The following is a 14,196-nucleotide window of genomic DNA, read 5'->3' as shown; positions in this document are numbered from 1 at the left end:
ACCTTTAAATTTTATTATAGAAACAAAAAAAAGTGTGACAACGAGCATTACCAAAAGGAAAAGTAAAAAATAGTTTTTATGCTTCTGCCGTTCTTTCATAACTAAAATAAATCAATAGAACAAAAAATAATACTGGCGAATAGGGAAAATAGATAAGAAATTGAATAAGAAAACATTTGTTTCTGTGAGTTGTGGTTCTTGAATCTGAGAATTGATATAGCGTACCAAATAAAGATGCAACCTGCAAAAATTGCCATGCTTAGATAAAGTAAAGCCTTTTTCAAAAATAGAGCTGGAAGCAAGCTGGTTAATACCAGCAACACACTATAAATTAATATATATTTTCTTGTTTTTTCCGGACCATAAACAATATTGAACATAGGAATCGATGCTCTTGCATAGTCTTCAGACTTATTTAAAGATAGGGCCCAAAAGTGTGGTGGAGTCCACATAAAAATTACTAAAAATAAAATGAAACTTTCCCAACTGACAGAATTAGTCACAGCTGCCCAGCCAATCATTGGAGGAAAAGCACCTGCTGCACCACCGATAACGATATTCTGTGGAGTACGCCTTTTTAGCCAAATTGTATATACGAAAACGTAAAATAATATGCTAACTGCAAGCAAAGCAGCAGAAATATAGTTTACTGCTATTGCCATGATAAATACTGACAATATTCCAAGAGTTATACCAAATTCAAGCGCACTTTCTGCAAGAATTCTTCCTGAGGGTATAGGGCGGTTTTTTGTCCTTTCCATGAGCAGATCTATGTCTCTGTCATACCACATATTTATAGCACCTGCAGATCCTGAGCCAAGAGCAACACATATAAGAGATATTAGTGCTAGAAAAGGGTGCATACTACCTGGTGCAGTAACCATACCAGCAACTGCAGTAAATACCACAAGATACATTATCCTTGGCTTCAGCAAACGCCAAAAATCCAGTATTGTTGATTCAACATTTAGCAAAATACTTGTGTACATTCTATTTTACCACTGGTGGCTTTTCGAAAGTATGAAAAGGCGGTGGTGAAGATACTGTCCATTCCAAGGTGTCACCTTCCCAAGGATTATCTCCAGCTTTTTTGCCCCATTTAAAGAGATGTATAACTATAAACACAAAAAACATAACTGAAACAAAGGACATATATGAGCCAATTGAGGATATATAATTCCAAGGGATAAACGCATCAGGATAATCAGGTATACGCCTTGGCATGCCAGCTAATCCTAAGAAATGTTGAGGTAAAAAAGTGATATTGGTACTAATAAAAGTAAGCCAAAAGTGGATTTGACCTAAGCGCTCATTATATTGTTTACCCGACATTTTACCAATCCAATAATAAAAGCCAGCAAAAGCTCCAAATAATGCAGCAAGTGACATGACATAATGGAAGTGAGCAACAACATAGTAGGTATCATGCAGAAGCTTATCTATTCCACCATGAGAAAGAATTATTCCCGTTATGCCACCGCCAACAAACATGAAAATAAAACCTAGTGCAAATAGCATAGGGGTCTTAAACTCAATTGCTCCACCCCACATAGTTGCAATCCAGCTAAAGACTTTTACACCAGTTATAACACCGATAAAAATTGTGGTAGTGCTAAAAAATGCAGCAGCGTCAGCACTAAGCCCAACAGTGAACATATGATGAGCCCACACCATAAAGCCAAATACTGCTATACCTATCATAGCATAAACCATCCCTATGTAACCAAATACAGGTCTGTGAGAAAAAGTTGATACAACCTGACTTATGATGCCAAATGCAGGAAAAATAATTACGTAAACTTCTGGATGACCAAAAAACCAAAATAGATGTTGAAATAACACAGGATCTCCGCCACCGGCAGGATCAAAAAAGGAAGTACCAACATTGCGATCAGTAAGAAGCATAGTTATAGCACCGGCAAGCACTGGTAAGGCAACAATCAACATAAATGCTGTTAGCAAGACAGACCAAACAAACAGTGGCATCTTAGTTAATGACATTCCTTTTGTGCGCATGTTAAATATAGTAACTATAAAGTTGATCGCCCCAACAATTGACGACATACCAGCAACATGAAGTGCAAGTATAGCAATGTCAACTCCTGCACTTGGATGGGACATTACCTGTGATAAAGGTGGATATAAAGTCCAACCTGTACCTGGACCTTCACCAATAAACACTGAGAGAATGAGCAAAATAAAAGATGACACTAATAACCAAAAACTTAAATTATTCATACGAGGAAATGCCATATCTGGTGCGCCAATCATGAGAGGTACAAACCAGTTACCAAATCCTCCCATGAGGGCTGGCATTATCATAAAAAACACCATTATCAACGCATGCCCTGTAACCATTACGTTATATAATTGATAATTATTGTTAAGTATATTAATGTGCATTAGCTGAGTGCGAATAATCACCGATAATAATCCACCAATAATTCCAGCTAATATGGAAAAAATAATGTACAGTGTCCCTATGTCTTTATGATTAGTGGAAAACAACCAACGCTTTATGCCCTTTGGTACGTCACTCATATCTATACTCCAAATTTAACTCACTAATTTTCTATTTTCAATCCACTTATTAAAATCTTCTTTGCTTACTGCTTCAACAACAATTGGCATAAATCCATGGCCTTGACCACACAATTCATAGCACTGCCCGTAATAAACACCAGACTTTTTGATATTAAACCACGCCTCATTCAGCCTACCTGGTATCGCATCAATTTTTACACCGAAAGCCGGTACTCCCCAGCTGTGTATCACATCTCCTGCTGTAACTTGTAAACGAACGTTAGTATTAATGGGTAAAACGATGTTGTTATCAACAGAGAATAGCTTTAAATCTCCTTCGATAAAGTCTTCTTTTCCCTTAATATAACTATCAAATGACACACCTTGATATTCTGGATATTGGTAACTCCAATACCATTGATGGCCAATAACTTTCAGTGTTATATCAGCTTTCGGTATTTCTTCCTGTAGCTTCAGTAATTTAGCGTTTTCAAAGGCTAATATACCAACAATAATCGTTGGTATAACAAACCAAACAATTTCTAAAAGGACATTGTGGTTAGTTTGGCTTACGTTTGCCACTTTGCTTTTACGAAAGCGAAATACTACATAAGCAAGCAGCGCCCACACAAAAAGCATTATTGCAACCATCACAACCATTACAAACGAATGTGACCTAACTACAGCCTCCATTACTTCAGTTGCAGGAGCAGGAAATCCAAATTGCCAGGAAGTAGGAGCAGAGGCAACAGATATATTTGAGTAAAATATTATCAATAGTGCAAATAACTTCACCATATCTTTTGTTTGTTTGCTATAAAACTAAATGATATACTGTATAATAGTATATATAAACTTACTATGCAAATAGAGATTAGTGATGGTTAATAATTTTTTAGCATTCAATAAGTATAATAGTACAATACTAATTTGAGGAAAAAAGCATTTACATAAATCTATTGTAAGGAAAAATATTATAATATTTTAAATTAAGTATTTACTTTAAGTAAATTCTATAATAAGTTTAATAGTGTCTGTTACTGCTAATAACCCTCTAGCCTCACACCTAAAAGCAGTAACAGACACTATTAAACTTTATGACAAGTTTATAATTTGCAAGATCAAAATCTTACAAGTTCCTTTATTTTATTATACATTGCAGTTTGTTAATTAACTTTTAATGCCTATGGTAGCATTTACAGCTTGGACCAAAGATTTACGCATTATAGAAAATAATTATAAAAAAACACACTATATTTGTATACCATACAAACTTTTTTCATTCTGCATAGCTGAGTTACTAGATTCTGTAAACGAAATCTTTAGAGAAGCCAAATAGAGCTACCTTTCTATAAAAGACCTATCGACTGTTGCAATTATAGGTGTAAACAAGAATGATAAAAGAGTACGGGATTGAGTAACTATGTACACTTCTGCTGGCATACCAGGGTATAGGTATACATTTTTAAATTGAGCAAGCTCTGACTTTGGTATCACCACGCGCACTGAATAATAACGCCCTAGTCTTGGATCATCAAGAGCATCAGGAGAAATATGGCTTACTATACCACTAATTAAACTTAAACGACGTGCACTGTAAGCACTCAGCCGGACTTTAACCTTTAGCCCTTCTAGCCCATCAATAGAGACTATGTTGCTATCTTTCTTTTGTGCTGACAGTACCTCTTCTATGTTTCTGGTCTGAATTTTAGCATCTATTATTAGGTCATCATCCGATGGCACTACGCTCATGATTGGAACTCCAGATTGTATAACACCACCTTCAGTATGGTATCTTATATCTGTGACTATCCCATCTTGAGGAGATTTAATTATTGTACGTGCTAATGAATCTTCAGCAACCATCAGCCTCTCTTTCAAGTCTGCAATAGACGTACTAACTTCCTTAAGTTCAGCGTTTGCTCTTTCTTGAGAATCATTTCTCACGTTTATAATTTCTAATTCATTCTCTCCAATTTTTTGCTGCACTTGAGATATTGCAGAACGGTAATGTCCAACTCTGCCTTCAATTTCAGCAAACTGTTTTTCTAAAGCTAAAATGTGTGGTTTGCTTATATGGCCACTATCAAGTAATTGTCTTTTTGTTTCCAACTCCTCAGTTATCAAGTCATATTGCTTATGAGCTGCATTTAGTTGAAAGTTTAGCCCAGCTAATTCATCATTTAACTGCTTTATACGTTGTTGCAGTATGTCTGTTTTTCCCAATATGCTCTTTCTCTGAGAGTTGAACAACTTTACTTGATTCTTTATCGCTTTATTTACAAGTTCATCGTGAGATAATTTTTTAACCTCATCAGGAAACTCGAGCGTGTCTAAATCTCCTCTGATTGCAATAAGCCTTGCTTCTGTTGCTAAAAATGATAAGAGCTTCTCTTTGATAATACTTAAATTCGCCTTCTCGTTAACATCACTCAACAAAACTAGAGGCTCATCTTTTTTAACTGCTTGGCTCTCTTTGACTAAAATTTTGCTTATTATTCCTCCGCCCAAGTGTTGAACTATTTTCCTATTTGAAGATACAATAACTTCTCCACTTGCATGCACCGCACCGTCAATTGGAGCTATAGCCGACCAAATACCACCTATCCCAAAAAAGATGAGTATTACTACCAGACCAAAAAATAGTGGTCCCCATGTTACTCTCAGAACTTCATTTACGTTATTACTTTCGCGTTTTAAAATAAAATTTATCACTGCATCAATCAATGCAAACGTCTTATCCAAAAATTTTGGGTACTTCTTCTTTTTATTTTTTGCTCCTTGCATATTTATATTATCACTATGGCCAATCAGGCCTGTCAAAGAAAATCCAGCGCTAAGCTTTTTTAACTTACTTATCATAATACTACTGTGAATTTGTGTTAACTCAAGATAACACACAAAAACAAAGAATCTATAATTTAGGCATTCCATTTAGACTGCAGAGCACCAGAATAAACTATTTAGTAACAATTCCTGCATCAACTATGTTTTTAAAATTTTTTGACGTTTAACTTTATTATAACTTTTCCTTTATTTTGTGAATATCTGAGTTACTTATATTATGTAAGAAATCTATTGCCAACCAGTCGATATTCTGTTAGGAATTAAGATAATATAAAGTTATTATGTTTAGATTGGAAAGTAGAAAGTTCCTGATCACTGGCGCATCAGGCGGAATAGGGCAAGCAATTGTAAAAATTATGCACAAAGCCGGAGCAACTTTATGTATTTCTGGCACAAAAAAAGAAGTGCTCGAAGAAGTTGCTAAACAATATGAAAAAAATATGCACATACTCCCTTGTGACTTATCAAATGCTGAGGAAGTAAATCAACTAGTAAATAGAGCAAGTGAGTTGATGGAAGGCTTTGACGGGCTTATATGCAATGCGGGCATTACGCGAGACAGTTTATTATTGAGAATGACAGATGAAGCATGGCAAAAAGTAATTGATATTAACTTGAGCTCTACATTTAAGCTGAGTAGAGAAGCATGTAAGAGACTAATTAAGAATAATTGGGGAAGAATTATAAATATTTCCTCAATAATAGGGCTGACAGGAAACGCCGGGCAAGCAAATTATGCAGCGTCTAAAGCTGGAATAATAGCTATGAGCAAATCTATAGCAAAAGAAGTTGCAAGTCGTAATATAACAGTAAATTGTATTGCTCCTGGGTTTATAGATACTAAAATGACTGAAGTTTTAAATGAAGGACAAAAGGGAAAAATATTAGATAATATTCCAATGAAAAGAATGGGAACAGGGGAAGAAATAGCAGCAGGGGTATTATTTTTAGCAAGTGATGAAGCAAAATATATAACAGGGCATGTGCTTAACATTAATGGTGGGTTATTTATGTAGCAACACTTATGTATAGACAAATTATAATTTTTACTTTAAAATAAAAATATGTGTAGGTTTGCGTTTGCGTTAATTTGTTATTTAAAGGCAAGAAAATGAGCTCTATAATAAAAAGATTTTTTAGTGTTTTTTGTGTAGTATTACTTTTCTCTTTCTCAGGTTATGCAGCTACCACTGATCCTGATATGGATGACACAACTAAAGTAATATGCAATATTATTGGTTACGTTTGGGGAATAGGCGGTCCACTTATGACGGTAGTAATAATTGGTGCAGCTTTGCTTGCAATATTTGGCAGGATGCCGTGGCCAGCCCTCTTTGCTCTAGGCATGTTCTGTGGTGTATTTTTTGGCGCTAAAACTATCATAACGAAAATTATGCCCAACGTAAGTAATGAAGCAAAAGCTATGTTGGAAAAGTGTGGAAAATAACCCATAAAAGTGCAGAAATGCTTTTTTATTATCCATTAAATTGCTTCATATCTTCAACTTGCAACAAATAAGGACTATCTTTTGGTAGAGTTTTAACAGCTAGCTCAGCATATTTTGTAAATTGCTTTAAATCACCTTCAATACAAGCCTTTTTTGTCAAGGCAAAATAATGCATTGCCGTATCAGCTTCACATTTATATGCAATGCTTAAATATTTCCAGACAAAAGCGTTATTTGGTTCTACATTCAAAATCTGCTCCAGGTAAAAAATCGCCTTTTTTGCATCACCGTGTAATAATAAAGTATGAGATAATGCAAGTTTCACTAAATAACTGTTTTTCTCAGATAAATACCTAAGCGATTCCTCATACATTTTTATTGCTTCACTTAAATTTCCGGCCTTGTATAACATTTCTGCTTTTAATTCATATAGGTATGGGTCATTGCGTGACTCTTGAATCAATGAATTAACTTTAGCAATAGCCTCTTCTATCTTTCCTTGCCTATAGCAAACTATAGCATTTACATACTCAGAATTATTTTCATATTTATTAGATAACACATGAATAGGAGCAAAGAAAGAGTCTAGCTTTGCAACCACACGCTCAAACTTTAGTAACTTATCCGCAAAAATTGGTTTTACGTTGTTTTTGACCTTATAATTTTGTACAGCAAATATGCGTTTCTCACTAAGTGGGTGAGTGCGGAAATATTCCTCGGTGTTCTCATGCTCAATACTTTTAAAATAATCAAAAATCTCTTTCATACCTGAATTATCATAGCCAGATTCATCAAGGTACCTTAAAGCATAGCTATCTGCTACACTTTCTTGCTCTTGAGAATAGTTAAAAAATAGCCCTGAACTGAGTGCTACACCACTAAGCAAAATTGCACCAGCAACCTGAGGGTTAATGATAATACTAGAAACTAATCCTACCATATAACTAATCATTGCTATCGATTGAAAATAACCCATAGCACTACTCATTTGCAATATATGACCAGCAGATATGTGAGCAATCTCATGTGCTAATATACCAAGCAGGACATAAGGTTTAGCCGAGTATTGTAAAAGTCCTAAATGAATGAAGATACTGTTGTTGTTAATTACAAAAGCATTAATCGAATTATCATTAATTATAAAAACTTTCATTCGGTCACTATCAATGTTTGCAGCGAAAAATAAAGGTTGCGCTAGCTCTTTCACTATTGCTTCCACTTCACTATCTCTAATAATGTTAATAGAGTAAGCATTATTATAATATGCAAAAAAGAACAATAAGGTCAAAAACTTAGCAATTCTAAACATGGAAATTCTGTGCTTGTATAATTTATAGGAATTCTATATTTTAACACTTAAATTATACAAATTTATAAACGCTAGTTTAATTTTTTAACGTAACTGATAAGTTTGTCGATGGTAGTTAACTTAATTTTATGTTGTTCAGCAAATTTAAGTAACTGAGGTAAGCGCATCATAGAGCCATCATCATTCACTAATTCACAAATAACTGCTGAATGATCAAACCCTACTAACTTCGCCATTTCAACACTCGCTTCAGTATGACCAGCACGTTGTGCCACCCCACCTTTATGTGCAATTACAGGAAAAACATGACCTGGAGTTATGATGTCATCCTGAGTGCCATCCTTGTTGATAGCAGCATGTATAGTTTTCGTTCTATCCTCTGCTGAAACACCGGTTGTAATGCCATAACGTGCATCAATTGATGTAGTAAATGCGGTATGATTTTCACCAATATTTTTCTTTTCCATGAAATTAAGGCCCAACCTCTTCATGTGAAATTTAGTCATTGCTAAGCACACAACCCCTGTACCGTACCTAACCATAAAAGCCATATGTTCTGGTTTTACTTTTTCAGCTAAGACAACCAAATCACCTTCATTCTCTCTACTTTCATCATCAACTAAAATGAATAATTTACCGGAACGAGCATCCTCTAATACATCTTCCACAGAAGAAATACCGGGTAGACTCATTGAAGCATAAGTGGCCTGTACCATAATAATTTACTTAAATTCAATCTTAACTATTTTATACAATTTCTCTCCATTTGGCACTGTCACTTCCACATACTCACCGACTTTTTTGCCGATTAAGGCACTCCCGAGTGGTGAACTAGTAGATATTAACTGCTTTGAAACATCAGCTTCATATTCGCCTACAACCTTATAAACATATTCCACTTCACCGTTATTATCACTTAACATGCTTAATGTCACAGTTGCACCAAACATTACTGAATCACCAGACAAATTTTTTACTTCTATTACTTCCGCATGTGAGAGCTTACTTTCTATCTCCATTATACGGCCTTCAATAAAACCTAACCTTTCCCGTGCTGCATGATACTCTGCATTTTCAGACAAATCACCTTGATCACGAGCATCAGAAATAGCCTGTATCACAGAAGGTTTTTCTTCCTTTAATTTTTCAAGTTCGGCTTGCATATTCTCAAAACCTTCCCTCGTCATAGGAAATTTATTAATAATGGATGAAGCCATAATCACCACCTAAACGCAATTAAATTGAGTAACGAAATTACTCACAATGTTAAAAATATCACCTTTTATATCATCACTCATGTCATTTGACAACTTTTTTAAAACCCCAGGGTGTACAGTATGAAAATAATTAATAAGATCATGTTCAAATTTATTAATGTAACTTATTTGTATTTTACTTAACTGATTATATAGGTTAGAAAAAATATACATCAGCACTACTTGCTCTTCTATTGACATAGGTAAATGTTGTTTTTGCTTTAATAACTCGACAAGATATTTACCCTTATTCAAGGATAATTGAACACTAGCATCAAGATCAGAACCAAATTTTGCAAAATCTTCTAATTCTCTATACTGAGCTAAGCTTAGCTTTATAGAACTAGCAACTTTCTTCACAGACTTTAGTTGTGCAGCAGAACCAACCCGTGAAACTGACAAACCTATATTTACTGCAGGTCGAAATCCTTTATAAAATAATTCAGACTCAAGAAAGATCTGCCCATCGGTAATTGAAATAACATTTGTTGGCACATATGCAGATACATCACCAGCTTGAGTTTCGACAATCGGCAAAGCAGTTAAAGACCCCTGCCCTTTTTTATCAGACATTTTAGCAGCTCTTTCAAGCAAGCGAGAATGTACATAGAATATATCTCCAGGGTAAGCTTCACGACCAGGAGGACGTCTGAGCAATAAAGACATCTGCCTATATGCCACAGCATGCTTAGATAAATCATCATATATAATCAAACAATGCATTCCATTGTCACGGAAAAATTCCCCAATAGTGCAACCAGCATAAGGTGCTAAAAATTGCATAGGCGCGCAGTCAGATGCACTAGCCACAACTACAGTTGTATACTCTAATGCTCCGCTTTCTTTCAGCTTATTTACCACTTTTGCTACTGTTGAAATTTTTTGTCCAATAGCAACATAAACACAGTAAATTTTTTGATTTTCGTTTACCTCATCGTTAATCTTCTTCTGATTGATAATAGTATCAAGCGCAATAGTAGTTTTACCAATTTGTCTATCGCCAATAATTAATTCACGCTGCCCTCTACCTATTGGAATTAGCAAATCTATAATTTTAATTCCTGTTTGCAGTGGCTCATGCACAGACTTACGATCAATAATGCCTGGCGCTTTAGATTCTATATCCATTCTGTTTTTGGCTCTAATTTCCCCACCGTCGTCTATAGGATGGCCCAACGCATTTACAACTCTCCCTAACAATTCATGCCCTATAGGCACCTGCACAACATCACCACTACATTTTATAACGTCCCCTTCTTTCACATCACGGTCATTACCAAGCACAACTATTCCAGCCGTATCATGATCTAAATCAAGAACTATTCCTTCTACACCGCTTGCAAAAAATACCTTTTCACCGAATTTTGCTTTTTCCAGCCCATAAACCAATGCGATACCATCTGTTACTGAAATTACTTCACCTATATTTTCCCGCTTTATAGGATTATCAAACGTCTCAACTTTTTCCCTTATTACACTTGCTATCTCAGAAACATTCATACTGTTCTTCATACAAAATTCCTTACTTTTAATATTTCCATTTTACTTAATTCAACTAACCTACCCAAGTAACTTTTTAGCGAAGCATCGATCAAATTAAAACCATACCTAACTACGAAGCCACCTAGTATAGAAGGGTCAACCACATTGCTTACTTTTATTATTTTACCAAGAAAGCTCAAAGATTCAGTAATTATTTTTATATCAGATTCCTTTAAAGTTTCTGCTGACTTTATAGTAATCTCGAATTCATTTTCATTTTCTCTTGCAAGACTTAAGAATTTTTCTAATATAAGGATCAATAAACTAGAGCGTTTATTTGCAAATATAACCATAATAAATTTTACTAAATTTTCACTCAAGTGCTCATTTATAGAAAGCATCACTTCTTTTTTGTGTGCAAAAGAAATCATAGGATGAGGTAGGTACACAAAAACATCACGTTGATCCTTAAAAAAAGCCAATAAAAATTCTACTTCTTTCCTTATAATACCTAACCTGCTTCCTGAGACATGAAACAGCACTCTAGCGTAAGATGAAACTAAATTATTGTATTGGGTCTTTTTCATATTAAATCCAGTAAATCTAAATTAATTCAGCTACAAACCTTCCATTCTTCAATCCAAGCATTTTTTATATAAACAGGTCCTCTCTTTAAGGAAAGAAAACATAAATCATATCTGACTGAATAATCTAAAAAACTAAGGTTTGTACTTAAGAAATACTTAGAAGAATTTATAATAGACTGACATTGAAGATGAGATATCGGTATTTCTTTTCCAAGTAAACTTGTTTTAACTTCTATAAAAATCAGCTCCTTTTTTTTAGATACAATTAAGTCAATTTCACCGAACTTACAACGGTAACGGCGTTTTATAACATTATACCATTTCAGCTTTAAATATGCCAAAACTAACAATTCGCCAAAGTAACCTACAAAGTAGCGTAACCTACTTACCATAAGAAGAACAATTATGATAACAATTAACTTTGTGTAACTACTTTGCCTCCTTCTCTATTTTTACTATAAACCTTACCTCTTGCTGCAATATCCCTATTAACCAGTTCTATCACTGCCATTGAAGCGCAATCACCCTTTCGAGTGCTAAATTTTATTATTCTAGAATACCCACCTTTACGATCTTGATAACGGCTGGCTAAGACGTTTAATAACTTATCAACTGCTAACTTACTATTATGAAGGCGTGAAAGCAAAAGTCTTCTACCATGTAAAGTATTCTTATTCTTAGCAATTGTAATAAACTTTTCGACATATGGACGAAGTTCCTTAGCTTTTGGTAAAGTAGTTACAATCTGCTCATGGTTAATTAATGAGATAGATAGATTCTTTAACGTCGATAATCTATGTTCAGTGCAACGAGATAGTTTACGTTTTTTTATTCCATGTTTCATATATCACCTAATCTTCATCAGTATGTTGTTTAGCCAACTCATCTATATCCTTAGGCGGCCAGTTTAGCACATTCATACCCAAAGACAAGCCAAAATTAGCCAAAACTGCCTTAATCTCATTCAAAGACTTCCTGCCAAAATTAGCAGTTCTTAACATTTCACCTTCTGTCTTTTGCACAAGATCACCTATATAAGTGATGTTTTCGTTTTTCAGACAGTTATGAGACCTGACAGATAATTCCATTTCATCTACCTTACGCAATAAGACAGGGTCATAACCCAAATCTTTAGCACCACTAGACGAAGAAACCTGCGATTTTTTATAACTTACATCAGAACTAATAAAGGGCTGAAGTTGCTCCTGTAATATTCTTGCAGCAGAGTCAACAGCTTGACTTGGAGAGATTGTACCATCAGTTTCAATTGACAATATCAGCTTATCCTTATCAGTCACTTGGCCAACACGACTATTCTCTACCCTGTACGAAACCCTGTTGACAGGGCTATACAAAGCATTAACTGGAATAAAACCAATTAAATCCTGTTCACTCATAAGCTTCAAAAGTTCATTTTCTTTATACTTAGTTACAGGAAGATAACCTTTTCCGCTAGCCACATATATGGTCATGTTAAGCTCTACATTTTGCCCCAGCGTACATATTAACAAATCTTTATTAACAATAGAGCATTGATCATCAGTTTCTATCATCCCAGCTAATACCTGGCAAGGCCCTTTAGCGTTTAAATTTAAGCATTTATTAGAAGCACCATTTAATTTACAACTCAACATGCCCATATTTAATACTATATCAGTTACGTCTTCTCTTACCCCTTGAATTGAAGTAAACTCATGAGTTATACCTTCAATTTTTATTCCATAAACAGCACTACCTTTAAGAGAAGATAACATTACACGTCTTAATGCATTACCTAATGTTAAAGCAAAACCACTTTCCAACGGTTCTAGGACTATATCACCTTTTTCACTTGAATCATCTGATATTACCTTAACTGAACTAGGTTTAATCAATTTATCTAAATTGCTACAGAGAGAAACATTATTATTATAATACATAAAACAACCTTTTCAAATATCCTATACTCTTCTTTTTTTTCTTAACCTGCACCCATTATGAGGAATTGCGGTTTTATCTGCAATTGAAGTCACAGTCAACCCACAGCTCTGAAGTGCTTTAACCGCAGCTTCGGTACCAAAGCCAGGACCACGAATTATTACAGAGACAACCTTCATACCAAATCTCTCCATTGCATTCTTCGCAGCAGCCTCCGCAGCCTTACCTGCAGCATAAGGTGTGGATTTTCTCGAACCTGAAAAACCACATGCACCCACAGAAGTTTGACATAGCGTATTACCATGAACATCAGTTACATTTACAAAAGTATTATTAAAAGTTGCACGAATATGAACAACACCAGTAATAAACTCCTTTGTACTCTTACCAACCGTTTTGACTTTTTTCATTAAAACTCACAATAATAATAAATTTTATTTTTTCCCAGCAATAGGCAACCGAGATCTACCTTTACGAGTCTTAGCATTAGTATGAGTCCTTTGCCCTCTCACAGGTAAACCTTTTCTATGTCTCACTCCTCTATAGCATCCCATTTCCACTAAAGATTTTATGTTCATAGCCACTTCTTTTCTGAGCTCACCTTCTATAACATAATTTTGTCTAATGAAACTGCTGATCTTTTCTATATCTTCATCTCGTAATTCTGAAACACGTTTGCGCTTATCAACTTCACAAGCGTGACAAATTACATTCGCAGTAGCAATACCTATACCATATATATAAGTTAATGCAAAAGGAACACATTTCCTCACTGGAATATTTATGCCTGCAATACGTGCCACTGGTACCTCGATACTTTATTAATAA

At 34.8% G+C, this 14,196-nt stretch carries 16 protein-coding genes; 2 read left to right on the top strand and 14 right to left on the bottom strand.

What is annotated here, in order from left to right; genetic code table 11:
* Positions 1–101: 101 nt before the first annotated feature.
* From AAGD99_RS01720 to AAGD99_RS01705, 4 genes are all read right to left on the bottom strand, one after another.
* Positions 102–989 (bottom strand): heme o synthase, encoded by an 888-nt coding sequence (locus tag AAGD99_RS01720; RefSeq protein WP_264736343.1) that lies wholly within the window; start codon positions 987–989, stop codon positions 102–104.
* Between the two features lies 1 nt (position 990).
* Positions 991–2,541 (bottom strand): cytochrome c oxidase subunit I, encoded by a 1,551-nt coding sequence (gene ctaD / locus AAGD99_RS01715; protein ID WP_253309068.1) that lies wholly within the window; start codon positions 2,539–2,541, stop codon positions 991–993.
* Positions 2,542–2,556: 15 nt separating this feature from the next.
* The gene (coxB, locus tag AAGD99_RS01710; protein WP_182182743.1) at positions 2,557–3,321 is read right to left on the bottom strand and encodes a cytochrome c oxidase subunit II; all 765 of its coding nucleotides are present in this window, start codon (positions 3,319–3,321) and stop codon (positions 2,557–2,559) included.
* Between the two features lie 543 nt (positions 3,322–3,864).
* The gene (locus tag AAGD99_RS01705; RefSeq protein ID WP_253309070.1) at positions 3,865–5,385 is read right to left on the bottom strand and encodes an HlyD family type I secretion periplasmic adaptor subunit; all 1,521 of its coding nucleotides are present in this window, start codon (positions 5,383–5,385) and stop codon (positions 3,865–3,867) included.
* Between the two features lie 266 nt (positions 5,386–5,651).
* Here AAGD99_RS01705 and fabG point away from each other — a divergent pair, with 266 nt between their 5' ends.
* The gene (gene fabG, locus AAGD99_RS01700; protein WP_253309071.1) at positions 5,652–6,386 is read left to right on the top strand and encodes a 3-oxoacyl-[acyl-carrier-protein] reductase; all 735 of its coding nucleotides are present in this window, start codon (positions 5,652–5,654) and stop codon (positions 6,384–6,386) included.
* 95 nt (positions 6,387–6,481) lie between these two features.
* On the top strand, positions 6,482–6,817 hold the full coding sequence (locus AAGD99_RS01695; RefSeq protein ID WP_264732216.1) for a TrbC/VirB2 family protein: 336 nt from the start codon (positions 6,482–6,484) through the stop codon (positions 6,815–6,817).
* 28 nt (positions 6,818–6,845) lie between these two features.
* Here the strand turns inward: AAGD99_RS01695 and AAGD99_RS01690 are convergent, their stop codons facing one another.
* The 10 genes from AAGD99_RS01690 to rpsM all read right to left on the bottom strand — a co-directional run bounded on the left by AAGD99_RS01690 (position 6,846) and on the right by rpsM (position 14,171).
* Positions 6,846–8,126 (bottom strand): M48 family metalloprotease, encoded by a 1,281-nt coding sequence (locus AAGD99_RS01690; protein ID WP_341822401.1) that lies wholly within the window; start codon positions 8,124–8,126, stop codon positions 6,846–6,848.
* 71 nt (positions 8,127–8,197) lie between these two features.
* The gene (ribB, locus tag AAGD99_RS01685) at positions 8,198–8,842 is read right to left on the bottom strand and encodes a 3,4-dihydroxy-2-butanone-4-phosphate synthase (protein ID WP_182182755.1); all 645 of its coding nucleotides are present in this window, start codon (positions 8,840–8,842) and stop codon (positions 8,198–8,200) included.
* A gap of 6 nt (positions 8,843–8,848) precedes the next feature.
* Complete coding sequence (gene greA / locus AAGD99_RS01680) at positions 8,849–9,343, bottom strand: transcription elongation factor GreA (RefSeq protein WP_007549342.1); 495 nt, start codon at positions 9,341–9,343, stop codon at positions 8,849–8,851.
* A 9-nt stretch (positions 9,344–9,352) separates the two neighbouring features.
* Positions 9,353–10,894 (bottom strand): F0F1 ATP synthase subunit alpha, encoded by a 1,542-nt coding sequence (gene atpA / locus AAGD99_RS01675; protein WP_341822400.1) that lies wholly within the window; start codon positions 10,892–10,894, stop codon positions 9,353–9,355.
* A complete protein-coding gene (gene atpH, locus AAGD99_RS01670) occupies positions 10,891–11,451 on the bottom strand; it encodes an ATP synthase F1 subunit delta (protein WP_341822399.1) in 561 nt (186 codons plus the stop codon). Before atpH ends, atpA begins: the two co-directional genes overlap by 4 nt.
* Positions 11,452–11,477: 26 nt before the next feature.
* Complete coding sequence (locus tag AAGD99_RS01665; RefSeq protein ID WP_253309076.1) at positions 11,478–11,843, bottom strand: YraN family protein; 366 nt, start codon at positions 11,841–11,843, stop codon at positions 11,478–11,480.
* 23 nt (positions 11,844–11,866) lie between these two features.
* Positions 11,867–12,295, bottom strand: a complete 429-nt coding sequence (rplQ, locus tag AAGD99_RS01660) for a 50S ribosomal protein L17 (RefSeq protein WP_253309077.1) — start codon at positions 12,293–12,295, stop codon at positions 11,867–11,869.
* A 7-nt stretch (positions 12,296–12,302) separates the two neighbouring features.
* Complete coding sequence (locus AAGD99_RS01655) at positions 12,303–13,370, bottom strand: DNA-directed RNA polymerase subunit alpha (protein ID WP_253309078.1); 1,068 nt, start codon at positions 13,368–13,370, stop codon at positions 12,303–12,305.
* Between the two features lie 21 nt (positions 13,371–13,391).
* A complete protein-coding gene (gene rpsK / locus AAGD99_RS01650) occupies positions 13,392–13,778 on the bottom strand; it encodes a 30S ribosomal protein S11 (protein WP_264732204.1) in 387 nt (128 codons plus the stop codon).
* Between the two features lie 24 nt (positions 13,779–13,802).
* On the bottom strand, positions 13,803–14,171 hold the full coding sequence (rpsM, locus tag AAGD99_RS01645; RefSeq protein WP_007550179.1) for a 30S ribosomal protein S13: 369 nt from the start codon (positions 14,169–14,171) through the stop codon (positions 13,803–13,805).
* Positions 14,172–14,196 lie beyond the last annotated feature (25 nt).

The sequence above is a fragment of the Wolbachia endosymbiont (group A) of Clivina fossor genome, from assembly GCF_964026865.1.
Taxonomy (GTDB): domain Bacteria; phylum Pseudomonadota; class Alphaproteobacteria; order Rickettsiales; family Anaplasmataceae; genus Wolbachia.
Note: the sequence above shows the minus strand (reverse complement) of the source record. Positions and strands in the feature narration are given on the sequence as shown.

What these genes read in the sequence shown, in the direction of transcription:
- coxB (WP_182182743.1), bottom strand. Translation starts at nt 3,321, where the DNA reads ATGGTGAAGTTATTTGCACTATTGATAATATTTTACTCAAATATATCT.
- ctaD (WP_253309068.1), bottom strand. Translation starts at nt 2,541, where the DNA reads ATGAGTGACGTACCAAAGGGCATAAAGCGTTGGTTGTTTTCCACTAAT.
- rpsK (WP_264732204.1), bottom strand. Translation starts at nt 13,778, where the DNA reads ATGAAAAAAGTCAAAACGGTTGGTAAGAGTACAAAGGAGTTTATTACT.
- atpA (WP_341822400.1), bottom strand. Translation starts at nt 10,894, where the DNA reads ATGAAGAACAGTATGAATGTTTCTGAGATAGCAAGTGTAATAAGGGAA.
- greA (WP_007549342.1), bottom strand. Translation starts at nt 9,343, where the DNA reads ATGGCTTCATCCATTATTAATAAATTTCCTATGACGAGGGAAGGTTTT.
- AAGD99_RS01655 (WP_253309078.1), bottom strand. Translation starts at nt 13,370, where the DNA reads ATGTATTATAATAATAATGTTTCTCTCTGTAGCAATTTAGATAAATTG.
- AAGD99_RS01705 (WP_253309070.1), bottom strand. Translation starts at nt 5,385, where the DNA reads ATGATAAGTAAGTTAAAAAAGCTTAGCGCTGGATTTTCTTTGACAGGC.
- AAGD99_RS01690 (WP_341822401.1), bottom strand. Translation starts at nt 8,126, where the DNA reads ATGTTTAGAATTGCTAAGTTTTTGACCTTATTGTTCTTTTTTGCATAT.
- fabG (WP_253309071.1), top strand. Translation starts at nt 5,652, where the DNA reads ATGTTTAGATTGGAAAGTAGAAAGTTCCTGATCACTGGCGCATCAGGC.
- AAGD99_RS01720 (WP_264736343.1), bottom strand. Translation starts at nt 989, where the DNA reads ATGTACACAAGTATTTTGCTAAATGTTGAATCAACAATACTGGATTTT.
- AAGD99_RS01665 (WP_253309076.1), bottom strand. Translation starts at nt 11,843, where the DNA reads ATGGTAAGTAGGTTACGCTACTTTGTAGGTTACTTTGGCGAATTGTTA.
- ribB (WP_182182755.1), bottom strand. Translation starts at nt 8,842, where the DNA reads ATGGTACAGGCCACTTATGCTTCAATGAGTCTACCCGGTATTTCTTCT.
- AAGD99_RS01695 (WP_264732216.1), top strand. Translation starts at nt 6,482, where the DNA reads ATGAGCTCTATAATAAAAAGATTTTTTAGTGTTTTTTGTGTAGTATTA.
- rplQ (WP_253309077.1), bottom strand. Translation starts at nt 12,295, where the DNA reads ATGAAACATGGAATAAAAAAACGTAAACTATCTCGTTGCACTGAACAT.
- atpH (WP_341822399.1), bottom strand. Translation starts at nt 11,451, where the DNA reads ATGAAAAAGACCCAATACAATAATTTAGTTTCATCTTACGCTAGAGTG.